Source organism: Chitinophagaceae bacterium (genome assembly GCA_016717285.1).
Lineage (GTDB): Bacteria > Bacteroidota > Bacteroidia > Chitinophagales > UBA10324 > JACCZZ01.
Window position 1 is genome coordinate 286,619 of sequence record JADKFU010000004.1, and the last position, 18,821, is coordinate 305,439.

Annotated in this window: 17 protein-coding genes; 12 read left to right on the top strand and 5 right to left on the bottom strand. The window is 41.3% G+C overall.

Going from position 1 to position 18,821, the window contains the following annotated elements:
* Window positions 1-224: 224 nt before the first annotated feature.
* From IPO83_06535 to IPO83_06550, 4 genes are all read left to right on the top strand, one after another.
* Window positions 225-959, top strand: coding sequence for a class I SAM-dependent methyltransferase (locus IPO83_06535; GenBank protein ID MBK9730926.1), 735 nt, complete (start codon window positions 225-227; stop codon window positions 957-959).
* Between the two features lie 108 nt (window positions 960-1,067).
* On the top strand, window positions 1,068-1,565 hold the full coding sequence (locus tag IPO83_06540; protein MBK9730927.1) for a phosphatase PAP2 family protein: 498 nt from the start codon (window positions 1,068-1,070) through the stop codon (window positions 1,563-1,565).
* On the top strand, window positions 1,566-2,270 hold the full coding sequence (locus tag IPO83_06545) for a ZIP family metal transporter (GenBank protein ID MBK9730928.1): 705 nt from the start codon (window positions 1,566-1,568) through the stop codon (window positions 2,268-2,270).
* A 15-nt stretch (window positions 2,271-2,285) separates the two neighbouring features.
* Entirely contained in the window at window positions 2,286-3,065 is a 780-nt protein-coding gene (locus IPO83_06550; GenBank protein ID MBK9730929.1) for an enoyl-CoA hydratase/isomerase family protein, read from the top strand.
* Between the two features lie 138 nt (window positions 3,066-3,203).
* Here IPO83_06550 and IPO83_06555 read toward each other — a convergent pair whose 3' ends face one another.
* Both IPO83_06555 and IPO83_06560 read right to left on the bottom strand, forming a co-directional pair.
* On the bottom strand, window positions 3,204-4,283 hold the full coding sequence (locus IPO83_06555; protein ID MBK9730930.1) for a PD40 domain-containing protein: 1,080 nt from the start codon (window positions 4,281-4,283) through the stop codon (window positions 3,204-3,206).
* A 354-nt stretch (window positions 4,284-4,637) separates the two neighbouring features.
* A complete protein-coding gene (locus IPO83_06560; protein ID MBK9730931.1) occupies window positions 4,638-5,345 on the bottom strand; it encodes an isoprenylcysteine carboxylmethyltransferase family protein in 708 nt (235 codons plus the stop codon).
* A gap of 270 nt (window positions 5,346-5,615) precedes the next feature.
* Between IPO83_06560 and IPO83_06565 the strand changes: the two genes are divergently transcribed.
* The 4 genes from IPO83_06565 to IPO83_06580 all read left to right on the top strand — a co-directional run bounded on the left by IPO83_06565 (window position 5,616) and on the right by IPO83_06580 (window position 8,376).
* Entirely contained in the window at window positions 5,616-6,281 is a 666-nt protein-coding gene (locus IPO83_06565; protein MBK9730932.1) for an acyloxyacyl hydrolase, read from the top strand.
* Window positions 6,260-6,868, top strand: a complete 609-nt coding sequence (locus IPO83_06570) for a hypothetical protein (protein ID MBK9730933.1) — start codon at window positions 6,260-6,262, stop codon at window positions 6,866-6,868. The genes IPO83_06565 and IPO83_06570 overlap by 22 nt, the downstream gene beginning before the upstream one ends.
* Before the next feature lie 206 nt (window positions 6,869-7,074).
* Complete coding sequence (locus tag IPO83_06575) at window positions 7,075-7,356, top strand: hypothetical protein (protein MBK9730934.1); 282 nt, start codon at window positions 7,075-7,077, stop codon at window positions 7,354-7,356.
* Between the two features lie 336 nt (window positions 7,357-7,692).
* The gene (locus tag IPO83_06580; GenBank protein MBK9730935.1) at window positions 7,693-8,376 is read left to right on the top strand and encodes a hypothetical protein; all 684 of its coding nucleotides are present in this window, start codon (window positions 7,693-7,695) and stop codon (window positions 8,374-8,376) included.
* A gap of 255 nt (window positions 8,377-8,631) precedes the next feature.
* On the opposite strand, the gene IPO83_06585 is transcribed toward IPO83_06580, so the two are convergent.
* Window positions 8,632-11,082: a hypothetical protein gene (locus IPO83_06585; GenBank protein MBK9730936.1), complete on the bottom strand. Its 2,451-nt coding sequence runs from the start codon at window positions 11,080-11,082 to the stop codon at window positions 8,632-8,634.
* A gap of 186 nt (window positions 11,083-11,268) precedes the next feature.
* On the opposite strand from IPO83_06585, the gene IPO83_06590 reads away from it, so the two are divergent.
* Both IPO83_06590 and IPO83_06595 read left to right on the top strand, forming a co-directional pair.
* Complete coding sequence (locus IPO83_06590) at window positions 11,269-11,814, top strand: DUF421 domain-containing protein (GenBank protein MBK9730937.1); 546 nt, start codon at window positions 11,269-11,271, stop codon at window positions 11,812-11,814.
* 114 nt (window positions 11,815-11,928) lie between these two features.
* Window positions 11,929-13,617 (top strand): L,D-transpeptidase family protein, encoded by a 1,689-nt coding sequence (locus tag IPO83_06595; protein ID MBK9730938.1) that lies wholly within the window; start codon window positions 11,929-11,931, stop codon window positions 13,615-13,617.
* A 54-nt stretch (window positions 13,618-13,671) separates the two neighbouring features.
* On the opposite strand, the gene mqnC is transcribed toward IPO83_06595, so the two are convergent.
* Entirely contained in the window at window positions 13,672-14,796 is a 1,125-nt protein-coding gene (gene mqnC / locus IPO83_06600) for a dehypoxanthine futalosine cyclase (GenBank protein MBK9730939.1), read from the bottom strand.
* A 211-nt stretch (window positions 14,797-15,007) separates the two neighbouring features.
* On the opposite strand from mqnC, the gene IPO83_06605 reads away from it, so the two are divergent.
* Together IPO83_06605 and IPO83_06610 are read left to right on the top strand one after the other, a co-directional pair.
* Entirely contained in the window at window positions 15,008-16,246 is a 1,239-nt protein-coding gene (locus tag IPO83_06605; GenBank protein MBK9730940.1) for an insulinase family protein, read from the top strand.
* 61 nt (window positions 16,247-16,307) lie between these two features.
* The gene (locus IPO83_06610; protein ID MBK9730941.1) at window positions 16,308-18,119 is read left to right on the top strand and encodes an agmatine deiminase family protein; all 1,812 of its coding nucleotides are present in this window, start codon (window positions 16,308-16,310) and stop codon (window positions 18,117-18,119) included.
* Window positions 18,120-18,143: 24 nt separating this feature from the next.
* Here IPO83_06610 and IPO83_06615 read toward each other — a convergent pair whose 3' ends face one another.
* Complete coding sequence (locus IPO83_06615) at window positions 18,144-18,809, bottom strand: hypothetical protein (GenBank protein ID MBK9730942.1); 666 nt, start codon at window positions 18,807-18,809, stop codon at window positions 18,144-18,146.
* Between the last annotated feature and the right edge of the window lie 12 nt (window positions 18,810-18,821).

Consider the following 18,821-nt stretch of genomic DNA (forward strand, 5'->3'; position numbering starts at 1 on the left):
AAGTATTAAAGGAAAGGCGCAAAAATAACCAAAATCTCAAGGAGTTTTTACGCAGATAGCAGTCAGCTTTTTACACTTTCGATCCGGTGAACGGCTTGGCGTCGACTTCAAAACGGCAAGGTTGCTTTGTCACATTCGGGTTTTCATTCGGGCAATTATTCTCGCATTTCCATGAAGCAATAAAGTCATTTCAATTACCTTTACTCCATCAGTAAAAAAACACTATGAAGCAAAAAGAGTGGTTTGAAACCTGGTTCGACTCTCCCTATTATCACATTCTTTACCAACACAGGGACGAGCAGGAGGCAGAACAATTTATAGACAATCTGCTTATTCATTTACAACTTTCCGCAAAAACATTCGCGCTTGATGTTGCTTGTGGAAAGGGAAGGCATGCAGTATATCTTGCTGCCAAAGGTCTTGAAGTTACCGGCATTGATCTCTCCTGGAAAAACATTGGTCACGCACTCCATTTCGAAAGCCAGAACCTTTCGTTTTTTCTGCATGACATGCGCACCGTTTTTTATATCAATTATTTTGATGTTGTTTTTAACCTCTTCACCAGTTTCGGTTATTTTGAAACAGAGCAGGAAAACATGAAAGCAATTCATTCCATGAGCCTTGCAATGAAGAAAGGGGGCAAGCTCGTGATTGATTTTTTTAATGCTGCTAAAATATCAAACGAGCTGATTCCTCATGAATACGTTACCCGTGACGGAATTATGTTTTTGGTTGAAAAAAAGTTCGTGGAAAACGCAGTGCTGAAGCGCATCTATTTTCAGGACATGGGCAGGGATTTCGAATTTGTAGAAAAGGTGCAATCACTTCGGCTGGCTGATTTTGAAAGGCTTTTTGAAAAAAATCAATTGAAGATCACTGCCGTATTCGGCGATTATCATTTGAATCCATTTGATGAGCCCAATTCAAACAGGATGATCATCATTGGCGAGAAGGTCTGATACGCAACACCGGTTAAAAATTAACTATTGGATTCACTCCTTCACCTTGATCAGCAATTTTTCTTCTTTATTAACGGACAATTAAGAAATCCGTTATTTGATTATATCATGCCGTATGTGCGTGATAAAAACTTCTGGATTCCTCTATATATTTTACTGGTTATTTATTTTGTTTGGAGGTTCAGAAAGTTGTCGTGGATTCCCATGGTAATGGCCGCAATCACTATTCTTATTACCGATCAGTTAAGCAGCACTGTCATCAAACCCTGGATTCAAAGGTTGCGTCCTTGCAATGATCCATTGATATCATCGCAGGTTCACCTGCTGGTGAATTGCGGCAGCGGCTTTAGTTTTGTTTCATCACATGCAGCCAATCATTTTGGCATTGCCTGCTTTTTAATCGTTCTGTTGAGTCACCGGTTTAAATGGATTGCGCCTGTTGCCATTTTTTGGGCGGCACTAGTTTCCTTTGCTCAAATCTATGTCGGCCTTCATTATCCGGTCGATATTATATGTGGTGCTGCGCTGGGAATAGTGACCGGAACCATAACCGGAAGAATTTGTAAAACCATTTTAAAAAAAAATAATCCGCAGCCACTTGCATAAATGAACGCCCTCGATTTTATCATCTTAATTGCAGCACCGCTGATTGGAGGTTTTGCCGCACTGCTGCTCAAAACAAAAAGCAGGGAACATTATAAACTGGTGCTCAGCTTCAGCGGCGCATTCCTGTTCAGTATTACACTGATTCACCTGTTTCCGGTAGTGTTTGCGAACAACGAGCATGCAGGCGTTTATGTACTTGCAGGTTTTTTTATACAGATATTTCTTGAACAGCTAACCCATGGAATTGAGCACGGTCACTTTCATGAGCATATTGAAAACAACTCTTACATTTTCGCATTGCTGCTGGGATTAACCATTCATTCATTTCTCGATGGCATCCCGCTTTCCAATCATCAAATGCTGGACGATGGGCATCATTCATTGCTTTATGGAATATCCGTGCATAAAATTCCGGAGGGTTTTGCGCTGGCATCAGTACTTCTTTTTTCAAACTATAAGAAGTGGAATGTATTGGTTTTTGTCGTGCTGTTTTCGCTGGTCGCACCGGCAGCCGTATTGCTTTCCAATCAATTCAGTGCAGTTGATGCGCCTATTTTTTCCATCATCGTTGCCATGGCTGTTGGCTCATTTCTGCATGTTTCCACCACTATTCTTTTTGAATCAGAATCAGGACAACATTTATTCGGAAGAAAAAAAATCTTTGCCATTCTGCTCGGTGCAGGCATCGCTTTGCTCACCATATAAAATCCAAATACTAAAATGAGCTTTGAATTTATCATTGTAAATCCGCAAGTGGAGCAGCATATTGCTTTGATCACGCTGAACCGGCCGAAAGAACTGAATGCCCTCAACAGGCAATTGATGACTGAATTAATGGAAGCTTTGCAACAACTGGACACAGATGAAAATGTGCGGGCGATTATTATTACCGGCAATGAAAAGGCGTTTGCTGCCGGTGCCGACATCAAAGAAATGTCAGAAGCATCTGCAATGGAAATGTTGAAGGCAGATCAGTTCCGCACGTGGGACCAGGTAAAGAAAACCAGGAAGCCAATGATTGCTGCTGTATCCGGATTCGCTTTGGGCGGCGGCTGCGAACTGATGATGCATTGTGATCTGATTGTTGCCAGCGAAACTGCAAAAATCGGACAGCCGGAAATTAAACTCGGCGTAATTCCAGGTGCCGGCGGCACACAACGATTAACACGCGCCGTGGGAAAAGCACTTGCCATGGAACTTGTTCTCACCGGACGTTTAATTAATGCGGAAGAAGCACTTAAAACAGGACTGATCAACAGGGTGGTGCCTGTTGAAATATATCTTCAGGAAGCAATTAAGCTTGCCAAACAAGTGGCCGAAAATTCTCCCATTGCCACGCAACTTGCCAAAGATGCCGTGTTGCAGGCATTCAATACGACCCTGGAGGAAGGATTACTGCTTGAACGAAAAAATTTCTATCTCTGCTTTGCATCCAACGATCAGAAAGAAGGCATGCATGCTTTTATGGAAAAAAGGAAACCCGAGTTTAAAGGGAATTGATTTATTGAAGAATAAATTTTTATCAATCGTGCCTTCGTTAGTAAAGAAGTCTGTCATAGGTTTGGAAAAGATTCAAGATAATCAATAGAAGTCAGGCTGTTCGCAAATCTTTTCCAAACCTTGATCATTTGCTTCCTGCTATTCCACCCAATCGGCAACAAAAACATTCGTGTCGTGCGTGCCGCCATTGTTGCGGTTTGAACAGAAAACCAGTTTCTTTCCATCCGGCGAAAACATCGCGAATGCATCAAACATATTTGACCGCGTAATTTTTTCCAGACCGGTTCCATCAAGATTGATGAGATATAAATTAAATGGAAAACCACGTTCGTATTCATAATTGGAAGCAAACAAAATCCGTTGGCCATCGGGCGTGAATACAGGCGCCCAATTTGCGCCAGGCATGTTGGTGACCTGATGCATGTTGCTTCCATCTGCATCGGCGATGTAAACTTCCATATGAGTGGGCGCTACCAAATCCTGTTTCAGTAAATCCTTGTATTCCATGATTTCCTCCGGCGTTTTTGGTCGTGAAGCCCGCCAGACAATTTTTGTTCCATCCGGAGAAAACCATGCACCACCATCATAGCCCAATTCTTTGGTGATACGTTTCACGTTGCTGCCATCCAGATTCATGGTATATAAATCAAGATCGCCATCACGGGTGGAAGTAAAGATCATACGATCTCCCTTTGGAGAAATGGTAGCTTCGGCGTCATAAAATTTATTGGCGGTCAATTGTTTTTTAATGCTGCCATCCAACCGAGCCGTATAAATCTCAAAAGATTTATACAATGGCCAAACGTACTTCTTGATTTTTTCACGATCCGGAACAGGTGGACAGGTGTCTTGTGTAAGATGCGTTGATGCATAAAGAATTAATGAATCGCCGGGAAGAAAATAACTGCAGGTGGTTCTACCTTTTCCGGTGCTCAGCAATTTGAAATCAAACTTTTTAGAACTATCGGAAGGCACTGTGCCAAAATAGATCTGATCACACATTACCTGTTGATGATCTGTGCGTTGAAAAGTGATTTTTTTACTGTCGTAGCTCCAGTAAGCCTCAGCATTGTCGCCACCGAAGGTGAGTTGTTGTACATTTTTCAAATGCTTTTCACCGGGAAATAAAAGTGCTTTGGTGGAATCAAATTTTGGAGCAGCGATTGTATCTGAAGCGTTATTTACTGATTTGCCGGAAGGATTATTACAGGCACACATAAATACAAGTAAAGCAGAAAAGAAATAAAATGATAAGTGATTCTTCATCAGCAGGATTTATTTTAAACGCGCAAAGATAAGTGGTGCAAAGCATACTCTTGCAATTTTGGAAATGAAGTGTGTACGGCAAAGCGGCCATCCTGGTATGTTCCCGCAAAGGCGCAAAGCCCGCGAAGGAATGAAGTAGGATTTTTCTTTGCGCACACAGTGCTTATACGTGTGTCTTTCCTTTGCATGAAATACTTTAACATTGCTTAATTGTCAAATTGTTTAATTTTTGGGGGTTTCCATGAAGGTGTAGCAGCAATTAAACAGTTTAGCAATGCAACAATTTACGCAGAGGAGACTGAAATATTAATCCCCTTTCCAAATGCCTGATTTCTTAAGGTAGCGGATAAGAAAATAAAGCAATAGCAAAAACAATAATGCTGCTATAAAGAAAGGCAGGTTTTGGCTGAAGTTATCTTTTCCTTCCTGCTGATAATAGCTTTTCATAATCAACAGCACGGCACCGGTCATCCAGATATAAGTTGAATTGTATTCTTCTATAAAAACACGCTTCCAATTAAAATCCATCTCGCGCATGGTTGTCATCAATCCATCTGTTTTCGGAAACCATCGGTTAGAATGGCTTTTGTATTCGCTGTAAGCCACACCGAATTTTTGCTGTAGAAAGTCTTCTTCTGCAATCACGATGGACTGGTACAGAAAAATAAATAACGGCACAAAGATCAACAGGAAAAGGAGTGAGTTGGCAACAACACCCAATCCAAGCAGGATCATGATATTCCCGATGTACAAAGGATTTCGGCAATGAGCATACAATCCCGAAGTAAATAATCCCTCTGCATAAATTCTTCGTTCTCTTCCGGCACGAATAATATAAACGAGACCGATCGTCAAACCGCGAATGCCTTCACCGGTAACAGTGATGATCAATCCGGTGATAACTGCAGTAACATAACTGGAAAAAACCGGTGGTGATGGAATAAAAAGCATGGCATAAAACAGCGGAAATAAAAAATTGCGGTAATGAAAAATTGTATTTCCGAACTTAACCATACCTGATGTAATTCTGTAATGAAGAAAATGCTGATTGATTCTGCTCAAAGTAAGTTAAAATCCATTTCAAAATGAAAAGTTGCTATTCAAAACCCTGTTAACTGCGCGATCAATTAATCAGTTATTTAATTTTTGAATTTTGAAATAACCGGAAACGTAATTTTATACGGAAAGAACTTTACAATACGATATGGAGTCAGCACTTTCTCAGATAGCCGTATTTATTAGAATCCATTTCTTTTTGGTAGTTTTCGAAATGTTGTAATGAACTTGAAACCACAAAAACATATAGCTAATAAATTCCTTAAAGAGTGGAAATTACTTTTCCTCTTGTTGCTGCTTCCATATTTTGTTGCTGCACAACGGCCGATGAAGATAAAATATACCACAGGCGGCATCTTTTCTTTGGGAGCGAGAATTCCATTTGGCTTTGCAGGTAGTCCGGATGGTCTGAATATTTCACAAGGACTCGGATTAAGCAGCAGGGTTCAGTTGGCGCCACATTATAACACAGAATATTATGGCGAATTTCTAAAGGGACGATATGGCGACAGCGCGATAAAAAGCAATGCTCACATCGGCGCTTCCTTCATGTTGTGTACCCAGCGTAAACTTCAACGGGTGCAACCATTTTTCTTTGCCGGTCCGGACGCTGATTATGAGAAGATTCATCAAACAACTGATGCAACTAATGCTGCCAGCCGTTGGAATTTTGCAGCTCATGCAGGATTAGGGATGCACCTGAATGTTACCTGGAGATCGGATATTACGATTAGTACAGCTTATATGTGGCACTTCGGTCCCAAGATTGAAACGGTAAGCTCAGGTGATCAATCAGTTTATGTAGCAAATGGAAGCGGAGTTGACGGACAGTTCATGCTTACCATCAGCATGAATTTTAAAATGCTCGATCTATGGAAAAGAATACAGTGGTGATTTTGCTTTTGGTGTTGCTTGTTCCATCGTGCCTTTTTGCACAGCGGAACAAAAAATCATTTCTTCAAAGAGACATGTTTTCCTGCGGGGCCGGTGTGGCAGGTGGTATCTTCGTAAGTCATCCCATTCAGGATATTTACATCAATGGCAGTGTTGAATATTTTATGGAGCGAAGAATTTCAGTGAAGATTGACGCCTTTCTGTTTATGCCTGATTATAATTTTGAAGGACAGTTACAGAAAAACAGCAGCCTATTAATGGGAGCTGCCTATCACTTTCCCTATAAGCGTTGGGACACTTACATTTCCGTTCAACCCGGCTTGGCTTTTCCCGGTCTCTCTTCCGGGAATACGGCTATTCCGGTTGAAACAGGCGTTGAACCGGTGATTGCTATGAATGGCGGACTTAGTTATTACCTCTTCAACAACCTGCATTTTTATACTTCTGTGGGTTATGTACACGGAACCTACTACCCTGAATCGCCAGAAAGCTTCCACCTTGATGAGATCAGGATTGTTGCAGGGCTCGGCTTTAATGTTTTTTTCAACCGCTATGCTCCGTATGAAAGGAGACGGATACATTTTTAAGCTGCAATAGAACACAGATCACCCAGATATAAAACTCATAGGGTGAGAAATGATTTATTGTCGAATAGAAATCTTTAGCCCGTCAATACATTTTCAAATTCAACAATTACTCACACCTCAATCAAATTAAAATCCATTTAAATCTGCTGACGCTGTGTTATCCGTGTTCTAACCCGTAATTTTAACGTGCTAAAAAAACTAAACCCATGGAAGATCTTATTAAAAAAGTGACCACCGCAGCCGGGATCACTGAAGAACAGGCAAAGAAATCTATTGAAGCGGTTTCGGCTTATGTCAAAGACCGATTACCGGACAGCTTCAAAGATCAGATTGATAACCTGGTAAATGGAGGAACACTTACGGAAGGCATGAAGACTAAGATGAATGCGGTGGCCGGTGAGTTTCGGGATAAGGCTGAAGATGTAATTGCTGATGTAAAAGAGAAATTGTCCGGTATGTTTTCTTCAAAAAAGGAAGAAGAGAAATAATTTCCACTGTTATCTTTTCAAAAAAACACCCCTTTGGAATTTAAATTCTGAAGGGGTTTTGCTTTTTACAATCGCAGCACTCAATAATTAAGATAAAACAAGAACTAGACAGCATTCATTTTCAATTAGCCACAATGCCTGCGAATAAAACACGACTTATGCATGTTTTATCCGGGCATTTTCTTCAGCATGTGGTGAGGAAAGTATGCGGTAGTCTCCGGCACACCTGTTGAATCGGTGATTGATTGCACAGTAGATGCATTAATATTTTGATGTAAACATCTCACCACATTCGAAAACTGTTACATTTGAATACACCACTAAAACCGCAAACCCATGCCTACCACGTACCCGGCAAAAATTCAACTGAAGCCCACAGATGTTTTTAACATCTTTCCTAAAGTAAATCCCAAAACCGGCAAGGAAAAAAAGATGGCCAACCTCAATGGGTTTGTGGATGCTTATAACAATTTTGCGGATTACTTTGGCATAGACTCGCCGTTAGAGGTGGCTTATTTCTTCTCGCAGGTTGGCCATGAATCGGATCAGTTTAACGCATTTGAAGAATATGCAACCGGCGAAAAGTATGAAGGACGAAAAGATCTTGGTAATGTTTATAAAGGTGATGGTGTTAAGTTTAAGGGACATGGTGCTTTACAAACAACTGGACGCACTAATCATCATTTAGCCAATGAAGCACTTTTAAAACTGGATTTTTTAACTCCTGCAGAAAAGGCATTATTTAAAGATGATGGTGTGGTAAAAACACCACTGTTGCTCAGTAATCCAAAATGGGCGGCGTTATCAGCAATGATTTATTGGGTTGCTAAAGACCTGAACCATCTTTGCCTTCCGCCGGATCAAAAGGTTACCATCAGGAGATATGATAAGGTGAAGAAATGGTATGATTATACCTGCCTGCCCAATGAAGCGATCACGCGCAAAGTTAACGGAGGTGAAAATGGCCTGCCCGAACGTATCGCATTGTTTCAAAAAATCAAGGTGTTGCTGAAAGCCTAAGTGTTTTCTGAAAGGAAGGTTGCAAAAACATTTCTCTGTTCCGCAAGAACATTGATATCCAGACTAAAATTAAAAGTATGACTGTTACAGGTGGTTGCCCTCCACTGTTTAAGAGAACCGTGTATGATACTTTCCTGTTACCGTTGAATATTTAATGACGACTTATGGTAAAACATTGGATAATATAATTCAGGAACTTCAAAGCCGGGGCTTGAAACACCGCAAGAAAATAATGGGAAAATAAATAATGCGCAGCTACTTAGTTAAAGTATCTTTCTTGTAATCGGGGTCCATATCCGGTGTACGCAATCCTGCCACTTCATCTGCCATTAAAATAAATACGTTCCAGCAAAGCCCTTTGGTAGATGTCCACCAGCTATCCGTTGTGGTCCATTTTGTAGGAATAAATTCTTTGCTGAATGGCCATTCCGGATTCAGATAAATTTCTGCCCACACCCTGTTTTCCATCAACATACCCGCTTTTGTCCAACCATGTTTTAATCCTGCCACGTAAGCACAATATTCCGCCCTGAACCAACTGCCGCCATTGTAATAAAAGCCATCACTCTTGCCGTTACTGTAATTTTCTGCTCCGAATTTATCAAAGGGCTGATAATCTCCGCTGAGATAGGCAAAGCCTTTTTTATCATTTGTTAACCTTACGCAGATGGGTGCAGTAGTACCATATTCAGGGTGAGGTGAGTTAGCAACTTTATTCAGCACAGGCATCTGATCCAAATGATTTTTTACCATTTCATCTGTCAGCATGGGACTGTTGAACAGCCACAAAGAAAGAAATTCCGGTTCCAGATCAGTAAGCGTAATGATGTCCGGGAAATTCCGGTCAAACAACAAGTGCTTTCTTTTTACGTCATAAAAATTCCTGTATTCTTCTTCCGCTTTTTGGACGTAGGTTTCAGAAATATCAAAACCCAATTCTTTAATAGTTTTTAACGCAATCACCAGCATGCCCTGATTCACTGCGAGCCGGTTTGTCTTCGGATTAAAATCAACAATATCCACCTGGCTTAATGAAAAATGTGATTCGCATTTTCCATCCCTGTCAGCATCAAATTCATTCAATACATAATCAACCGCCTTTTCAATTTTTTCTTTCGGAAGCGTGCTGCCGAATCGTCGCTTGTTCATCATTGCCCAAATGAGCCATTCGATAGTCGCTTCATTGTCTTTTGCTTCTACTGAACCCATGAGCGGTGTAATAATAGTACCGATGCCGCCTTTAGGTGTTTGTGTTTTTCCCCATTGTTCCCAAAGACTTTCGTTCAATTCTTTATTATACGATGAAATGGTTGAAAAAAAACAATCCCTGTTATACATATCCGGAGCGTAATTCATATTGGGCACATTGAACGGCGTAAAGTCATTTACATCCGTAATCCAGGTGAGCATATTAAAATTGGCATAGAGCATTTTTTCAATCAAAGATCCTTGAAAGCCCTTTGCTTCAGCCAACCGCGCTTGAGAGGAGATCATAAATTGCTGATGCGATTTCCAGGACTCCACAAAAATATAGGTGGTCTTCTCCACCCTTTCACCCATGGGTAGAACATTGTAGGGTGACGGCTGCGGCTGATGCTCTGTAAATTGCAGGTCCTTTATCTGCAGCTCACATTCTTTATCTGATTGCGTACCAATAAACATGGATACGCTGTCATGTTCAATATAAGGCACCAAAATACTACCTTTAAAAAGCGTCCATTCACTTGTTGTTGCGGGAAAGTTATCAATGTACTTAACACCATCTTCCAGCTCAATTGTTTTTTTTCCGTTCTTAACTCTGAAAAGTTTCAAGGCCACCGGTGCATTTCCTTTACACGAGAAAGTGATCGTGTAAACCTGCTGATCTTTCAATGGCGCAATAAATTCTATTCCGGCTCTGCCACCGGAATGCCCGGTTATTGAAATAACGTCGTTCACTTTCACTATTTCAGCATTGCCTTCTTTTTTATATGACTCCGGTAATTTTAAAACCCTTTCAGTACCAGCATCTAGATTATACAACTCGCCAAATGTTTGGCTGATGTAATTTTTATGTGCCAGCCTGTCTTCTAATGTTGCTACATACAATAAGTTAACGTCAGGTAATCTGCGCATACCTACAAAACCACCACCACGGCCGCTGAACCGGCGACGCGTATTTCTGGTGTATTGATTTTTGTATCCTGCATCTGTTAAAAAACCTACTACTTTATTATCCGGCGTAATAAAACCTGCAGCAGGAAACATTTCATGTACAAAGCCACCCGGAAAACTATCAAATTCAAATGTGATGTATCTCTCTGGTTCTTCCGCAGGTCTTGCTGTTTCTTTCAAAATATACAGCATGCCAGGCATGGAAGGTTGAAACAACCCGATCGTCTTTTTAACAATGCTATCACTTATCACCTCGTAGGTTACCGTTACAGACAGGTTCGCATCAAACTCATTGGTGTACGAATCTCCCTGTAAAGTGATGTGATGTTCATCACCTGTCCATGCCTGGCCTTTCCATTGCGGCATATTTGCTACGGTACTTAAATCATTATTAAATAGTTGCAGTGAAAATTCTTCGGTATTGGTAACCAGCAATTTATTTTCATCAAAGATTTCTACAGAAAAACCGGTTTGTTTATCGCCCACAACTTTTAAATGCAATGGCTGGCCGTTTACAAGAGCGCTTTTAAATAAAACAATCACAAAGAGCATAACCACGGCAGGCACCGTTTCATAAATTGACATCAGCAGAAATTTTTATTATCTAAAGGTACTGTAATTGCATGCTCATGCTCTGGAAATTATTCGTTCAATCATGCAGTTTCGCCCATCCGTGACCAGCCAATACTTCACTAAACAGAAATTAATCCGACCTTAGAATATTATTTAAACAATTTTATGCTCACTGATGCTATAAATTCTGCCACACATCCTAATTACCTGATTGTAATAGGCGCTACCACTGCTGTTTATCTTTTCCTGGTTCTGGCAATTATCATTTTTGGCAAACGCGAGATCGGCCAATTGTCCATCACTGATTTAGTGTTTCTGTTGTTAATCAGCAATGCCGTTCAGAATGCCATGGTGGATGGCGACTGGGATAGTTTATGGGTGGGTATTGTAGCAGCAATAACCTTGTTTGCATTAAACCTTCTCTTTAAAAATCTGGTGTATAAAAGTTCACAATTCAATAAGCTGATTGAAGGTGAACCCGTGCTGCTGATTTATCATGGCAAAATGGTGATTGAAAATATACGCAAAGAACAAATCACCCAAAACGAACTGGAAGGCGCCATCCGTGAAAATGGTTTTGAAAATATCACTGAAGTGAGTCTTGCAAAACTGGAAACGAATGGCAACATCAGTGTGGTGGGATTTAAGGATGAGAAGAGCATTGTGTTCAGGAAGAAGAAACCGCATGTGCCGCCGAGGATGAGGAATTAGGAATTGGTCATGAGTCATTAGAAGTCATTTCATTGGCACATCGGCACATTGAAACATTTGCACATCAAACATCAATTTTTTCATACCTACCTTTGCTTATCAACACGACTTTTTATGATGCTCTTTATCCGAAATAATTTCCTGTTTGGATTGATTCCTCTTTTGCTGCTGCATGGGTGCGGTGCAGGATTAGGTAACCGTGCTGCAAAAAATAATCAGGTTCAAACGGACAGTTCATTGATCGAACCGGTAAGTGTCAATAATTTATTTCTAGATAGTATTGCTGTTGCAGATTTTTTAATAAAGCATCCTGAGTTCAAAAACCAACAGGAGCAGGCCTGGAAATTTTATCAGCGTCGCAATTACCAATTCGCATGGTTCAACAACGATGGAATTACAGAACATGCAGCCAACTTCATGAATATGCTGATGAATTATCGTGAAGAAGGCATTACCGACACTACTGTTTTTAATCCTCAGTTGAAATCGCTGTATGATTCGCTGTCAAGTGGCTCTCACGTAATTCAAGGGGTTGATCCTTTAATAACCGAAACGGAGTTGTTGCTTTCTGCTTCCTTTTTCAAGTATGCGCAGCAAATCTGGGGAGGTCTTGGTGAAAAAGAACTGCAGGATGTGGACTGGTACATCAAGCAGAAACGTTTACCGTATGTGGCTCTGCTCGACTCCATGCTGTCCAATCCACAATATTTCTCGCAGCAAAAACCGGTTTACCGTCAATATGATTTGCTGAAGTCGCAATTGAAAAAATATCATGAATTGGAACAGTCAGGCAGCTGGCAATTGATAGTAGCCGATAAAAAATCCTATAAGACCGGTGATTCTTCCACCGTAATAAATGCCATCCGAAAACGGTTATTCCTCCTCGGCGATCTTGCATCAACAGATACAACCAGTAATATTTACGACAGCACTCTTGTAATAGCCGTGAAGAACTTCCAGGACCGTCATGGACTTGCAACAGATGGTGTGATAGGCATTTCCATGATTACTGCGCTGAATGTTCCGTTGAGTTCACGCATTCAGCAGATCATGATCAACATGGAACGTTCACGATGGGTGCCTGTGCAATTGAAAGGTGATTATCTCGCGGTGAATATTCCTGAATACAAACTTCATGTGTATGATGATGATTCTTTAGTCTGGGAATGCAATGTGGTGGTAGGTTCCGTGAATAATCAAACGGTAATTTTTAACGGCAACATGAAATACATTGTATTTAGTCCGTACTGGAATATTCCAACAAGTATTATTGCCAAAGAAATTGTTCCGGGAGCAAAACGGAATGCGAATTATATTGCAAGCCACAATATGGAAGTGGTGGCAGGTGGCAAAGTGATCAGTCCTTCTTCTGTTAACTGGAGCAACTATTCAGGTTACAATTTTCCGTATGCCATCCGGCAAAAACCCGGACCGAACAATTCACTCGGCCGCGTAAAATTTCTGTTCCCTAATAATTATTCCATTTACCTGCACGATACTCCGTCAAAGAGTTTATTCAATGAGCCGGCACGTGCTTTCAGTCACGGATGCATAAGAGTGGGCGAGCCGGTAAGACTGGCTGAATACCTATTGAGAAATGATTCGTTGTGGACTCCTGAAAAAATTGCTCCGGCGATGAACAGCACTAAAGAAACTACAGTAACGCTAAAAACTCCGGTACCTGTTTTCATCGCTTATTTCACCGCATGGGTTGACCGTAAAGGCCGCATAAATTTCAGGAATGATATCTATGGACACGATGGACGAATGGCAAAATTGTTATTTAACAATCCGACATTATAATCAGCAATAGCATAAGGACTTATTAAAGTCGTATTGCATTTTGAAAACTCCAGGTTAATAATTGATCACCTGCTGTTCTATATTCGAGGGAATATCCCGGTACTCATATTGTTGATTACGGAGTCGTGGTTCGAATCCGGCTTCGCGAATGGCTTGCTGAATACCGTTTGCAGTGAAGCGGTGCGGCGCTCCTGCAGCACTCACCACATTTTCTTCAATCATAATAGAACCGAAATCGTTGGCACCTGCATGTAAACAAATCTCTGCAATGTCTTTACCTACGGTAAGCCAGGAGGCCTGAATATTTTTTATATTGGGCAACATGATCCGGCTGAGCGCAATCATGCGGATATATTCATCACCGTTCACACTGTTTCTCACGCCACGAATTCTGCGCAGCAATGTTCCTTCATCCTGGAAAGGCCATGGAATAAAAGCAATAAATCCTTTTGCATTTTCCGGCTTTTCTGATTGCACCTGGCGCAGCCATACCAAATGTTCGAATCGTTCATAAAGCGTTTCCACATGGCCCAGCATCATGGTAGCGGAGGTGGTGAGTCCGAGCTGATGTGCCGCGCGCATAACATTCAGCCATTCCTGACCGCTGCACTTTCCTTTGGAGATCAGCCGGCGCACACGATCGTTTAAAATTTCTGCACCTGCTCCGGGTAATGAATCCAATCCTGCTTCCATCAGTGCTTTTAATACCTCAGTATGCGTTGATTTTTCCAGCTTGGTGATGTGCGCGATTTCCGGCGGACCAAGTGAATGAAGTTTTAAATTGGGGTAAAGTGATTTCAGTTCTTTAAAAAGATCCACATAAAAACTCAATCCAAGATCTGGATGGTGGCCACCTTGTAATAACAATTGCTCCCCTCCAAATCGATAGGTCTCCTCTATTTTTTGTTTATATTGATCAATGGTAGTTACATAAGCATCCGGAGCGCCGGGCTTACGGAAGAAGTTGCAGAATTTACAATTGGCTATGCAGACATTCGTAGTGTTCACATTACGGTCAATGATCCAGGTCACCACTTTCTCCGGTTTCTGTTTCATCCGCAATTCATGTGCAACCGCCATAAGTTCAGTGGTTGGTGAATGCTCAAATAAGTGCATTCCTTCTTCAATAGAAAGAAATTCAAAGTTGAGCGCGCGATGTATGAGTTGTCCGGTATTCATGTTGATAGAGCAAAGATAGATCGGAAAAGTTATTTTGGTTGTATCCCGGTATTTATATCGGGTATCTTCTCGCGAATCAAAGTCTTATCTGATAATCTTTTAAGAATTTATTTTTGCTGCTGAATTCATCTGAAAAATCCGGAGAACGTAACAAGTGCACCTGATACTCTTTCACAGGCAATGTGTATTTTTAGGGCTTAATCAAAAAAGTATGATTGAATATAAAAAGAGTTCGCTAGGTAACGGGTTGAAGATACTGGTGCATGAAGACCGTTCCACGCCGCTTGCTGCGGTAAATCTTTTATACAATGTGGGTTCAAGAGATGAAACTCCTGATCAGACAGGTTTTGCGCATTTGTTTGAACACCTGATGTTTGGCGGATCGCGAAACATTCCGGTGTTTGATGAACCATTGCAGAAAGCCAGTGGTGAAAACAATGCTTTCACATCAACTGATATCACCAATTATTACGAAACACTTCCTGCACACAATCTTGAAACAGCGCTGTGGCTCGAATCAGACCGCATGAATGAGCTGGCTTTCAGCGAACATTCGCTGGATGTGCAACGCAAAGTAGTGTGTGAAGAATTTAAAGAACATTACATCAACCAGCCTTACGGAGATGTATGGCATAAGATCCGCGAGCTTTCTTACAGCACCCATCCATATCAGTGGCCGACCATCGGTAAAAAATTAGCACACATTGAAGAAGCAAAGCTGAGTGATGTGCAATCTTTTTTTTACAAACACTATCGTCCTGACAATGCAATTCTCGTTGTAGCCGGCTTTGTAAAAGCAGAAGAGATTTTTTCACTGGCTGAAAAATGGTTTGGCGATATTCCTGCCGGGAAAAAACCACCCAGAAATATTCCGCAGGAACCTCCGCAAAAAGGGTTGAAAAGTTTGACCATGGAAGCTGATGTACCACTGGATGCGATCTATAAAACCTGGCACATGCCGGCACGCATGGATCCGCGCTATTACGCGGCCGACCTCGTCACCGATGTGTTATCAGGGGGAAAATCCAGCAGGCTATATCAATCACTGGTGAAGGAGAAAAAATTATTCTCAGAAATAAATGCTTATCAAACCGGTTCCATTGATCCGGGACTGATTGTGGTGGAAGGAAAATTAGTGAAGGGTGTGAAAATGGAACAGGCGGACAAGGCAATTGATGAAGAGATCAGCAAATTTACCGGTGAGCTTATTGACGAAACCGAATTGACGAAGGTAAAAAACCGTATAGAAGCGCAGATCATTTTCTCCGAAACAGAACTGCTGAATAAAGCAATGAACCTCGCCTATTATGAATTGCTGGGTGATGCAAGTTTAGTTAATGAAGAAACAAATCATTACCTGAAAACTTCTGCTGCCGACATTTTAGAACAGGCACGAAATATTTTTACGCCGGATAACTGTTCGGTGTTGTATTATCATTCGAAAAACTGATACTCATTAAATCCTACTTTAGCCATTCCAACCCTTTTTACGCTACATAAAAAAATCTGCCATGAAAAAAATTTTCCCCCTGCTTTTTTTGATCCTGATTTTTTCTTCCGGAAAAATGATTGCTCAAAACCTTCCTCATTGGATGACAGAGGAAGAACGTGCCCTGCTTCCTTCCTACCTCATTAATACAGAAGGCATCCGTGATATTACTCCGCCTGATTTTACACCAAGAGCATCAGCCGAATGGGAAGAGATTCAAGGGTTGACCATCACCTGGACAAGCTATACTACCATACTCAAAGCCATTGTGGATGCGGCACAGGAGGAATGCGTTGTTTATATCGTTTGTACAGATTCCAACAGTGTAAAAAATTCACTCACTTCTTCAGGTATTCCATTAACGAATGTGAAATTTCTGGTGAAGAGTTTTAATTCTATCTGGTGCCGCGATTATGGTCCCTGGAATATTTACAAAAATGATGTGCAGCAACTTTCATTAACCGATTGGATCTACAATCGTCCGCGCCCAAAAGACGATGTGATTCCGGGTGCGCTTGCCACAAAAATCGGTTTGCCAATTTATGAGATGACTGCAGCGCCTTATGACCTTGTAGCAACAGGTGGAAATTTTATGGTGGATGGTCACAACACTGCATTTTCTTCTGAGCTGATTCTTGATGAAAACGGACCCGGAAATGATTATGACGTGACTGTAAAAACAAAAGCAGATATAGAAGAGATTATGAGTAAATATCTTGGCATTAACCGTTACATCACCATGGAAACATTGCCCTTCGATGAAATTCATCACATCGATATGCACATGAAGTTGCTGGATGAAGAAACAATATTAGTCGGTCAGTTTCCAACAGGCGTTGCAGACGGTCCGCAGATTGCAGCCAACATTCAATACGTTAAGGATAACTATCTCACCTGTTTTGGCCGGCCTTATAAAATTGTTTACATACCTATGCCGCCAAGCACAACAGGCCAGTATATTCCGCAATCTTCTTACCGCACTTATACTAACTCTGTGATCGTGAATAAGACAGTCATCTTACCTACCTACCGGGAAGAGTACGATACCACCGCCATCAGAATTTATAAAGAGAATATGCCCGGTTATAAGATTGTCCCTATTGATTGTGACAATAGCAATGCAAACATCATCTCCGCCTTGGGTGCAATCCATTGCATAACCAAGGAAATTGCCCACGCTGACCCGATCTGGATTTCACATGCACCGGTTCAGAATAAAGCTGCATCATCTGCTCCCATATTAATAGAAGCCAAAATCAAAACGCCTTCCGGTGTTAGTGATGCTTCTGTTTTCTGGACGGTGGATACAACTGCAGGATATGCTGAAGTGCCCATGACAGCCGCAGCCAATGATACTTTTTATGCATACCTGCCCGCACAAAATGCCCCGACAAAAGTTTTTTATTACATACATGCTTCCTCAAACAGTGGAAGAAATATCAGCAAACCGATGACAGCGCCTGAAGGTTATTGGACATTTGAAGTGCAGAAGAGTCATACGTATACGAATTCCATTCACTTTCCAACCCCTGATTTTTTCTATCAGTTAAATAGAAATGATGCGGAAACAAATGAATGGATGCTGTATGATCCTTATCCTAATCCAGCCACCGATAATGTAACGATTGGAATCATGTTACCCAATGATGCACATTGTACAGTTCTGATCAGGAATGTATTAGGGCAATCCATTGCAGTGCTTTCAGATGGTGAATTAAAAGGCGGCATTCACAAATTCACTTTTGCTGCCGGAAATGAACCTGCGGGTTTATATTTTGTAGAAGTGCAGGTTGGGGATAAACTGCTGTCAAAAAAATTCACATTGAACCGATGATCATTCAGTAATCTGCGGTAAAAATTAATGCAGACTGCTGAACCATTCGTTGTATTGCTGCACAATATTCAGAATATCTGTGGAGCGATAGCCATTCAGTTTTTGGGAAATCCGGCTGGCTAATGCAACATCATCAGCCAGCAGCTTACTCATTGCTTCAGCAAAATTTTTGGAAGACGGAATAAAGAATGGTAGTCCGTCTCCCATTTTCAGAATAAAAACGCTTTCATGAAATTTTTCATCATTAACTGTAATGGGCCGGTCGTTAGTACCATCATGAAGTGTTCCGTTGGCAGGCAGACTGTACCATGCAAATAATTTTAAACGGCCAGCTTCTAACCTTCGAACAAATGCCGGTGATGAATTTTTGACAGATTCCATGAGCAACGATTCATACACGCGGTCCTTTACAAGATATCCGCTTGCTTTTGCAGCATCTATTGTCAGCGCATTCATATCAGGCGGATTATGCGTGGAATATTGAAACTGCACCTGATTGTCAATCTGATTCGACAAGTAAATAAATCCTTTGACAGTGTCACCCGTAAGCGAAACGTACCATCCCGGAAACCATTGCCGGATTCCGGGAGTCATCAGGTTGAAACGCGCGTCATTGGTGACTTGTGAAAAACTTTGGAAACCAGTAATCAACAACATGGCAAGTAAAAATATACAACCGGACTTAGGCATAGTTGTTTGTTT

What these genes read in the sequence shown, in the direction of transcription:
- IPO83_06535 (MBK9730926.1), top strand. Translation starts at nt 225, where the DNA reads ATGAAGCAAAAAGAGTGGTTTGAAACCTGGTTCGACTCTCCCTATTAT.
- IPO83_06540 (MBK9730927.1), top strand. Translation starts at nt 1,068, where the DNA reads ATGCCGTATGTGCGTGATAAAAACTTCTGGATTCCTCTATATATTTTA.
- IPO83_06545 (MBK9730928.1), top strand. Translation starts at nt 1,566, where the DNA reads ATGAACGCCCTCGATTTTATCATCTTAATTGCAGCACCGCTGATTGGA.
- IPO83_06550 (MBK9730929.1), top strand. Translation starts at nt 2,286, where the DNA reads ATGAGCTTTGAATTTATCATTGTAAATCCGCAAGTGGAGCAGCATATT.
- IPO83_06555 (MBK9730930.1), bottom strand. Translation starts at nt 4,283, where the DNA reads ATGTGTGCCTGTAATAATCCTTCCGGCAAATCAGTAAATAACGCTTCA.
- IPO83_06560 (MBK9730931.1), bottom strand. Translation starts at nt 5,345, where the DNA reads ATGGTTAAGTTCGGAAATACAATTTTTCATTACCGCAATTTTTTATTT.
- IPO83_06570 (MBK9730933.1), top strand. Translation starts at nt 6,260, where the DNA reads ATGGAAAAGAATACAGTGGTGATTTTGCTTTTGGTGTTGCTTGTTCCA.
- IPO83_06575 (MBK9730934.1), top strand. Translation starts at nt 7,075, where the DNA reads ATGGAAGATCTTATTAAAAAAGTGACCACCGCAGCCGGGATCACTGAA.
- IPO83_06580 (MBK9730935.1), top strand. Translation starts at nt 7,693, where the DNA reads ATGCCTACCACGTACCCGGCAAAAATTCAACTGAAGCCCACAGATGTT.
- IPO83_06585 (MBK9730936.1), bottom strand. Translation starts at nt 11,082, where the DNA reads ATGCTCTTTGTGATTGTTTTATTTAAAAGCGCTCTTGTAAACGGCCAG.
- IPO83_06590 (MBK9730937.1), top strand. Translation starts at nt 11,269, where the DNA reads ATGCTCACTGATGCTATAAATTCTGCCACACATCCTAATTACCTGATT.
- IPO83_06595 (MBK9730938.1), top strand. Translation starts at nt 11,929, where the DNA reads ATGATGCTCTTTATCCGAAATAATTTCCTGTTTGGATTGATTCCTCTT.
- mqnC (MBK9730939.1), bottom strand. Translation starts at nt 14,796, where the DNA reads ATGAATACCGGACAACTCATACATCGCGCGCTCAACTTTGAATTTCTT.
- IPO83_06605 (MBK9730940.1), top strand. Translation starts at nt 15,008, where the DNA reads ATGATTGAATATAAAAAGAGTTCGCTAGGTAACGGGTTGAAGATACTG.
- IPO83_06610 (MBK9730941.1), top strand. Translation starts at nt 16,308, where the DNA reads ATGAAAAAAATTTTCCCCCTGCTTTTTTTGATCCTGATTTTTTCTTCC.
- IPO83_06615 (MBK9730942.1), bottom strand. Translation starts at nt 18,809, where the DNA reads ATGCCTAAGTCCGGTTGTATATTTTTACTTGCCATGTTGTTGATTACT.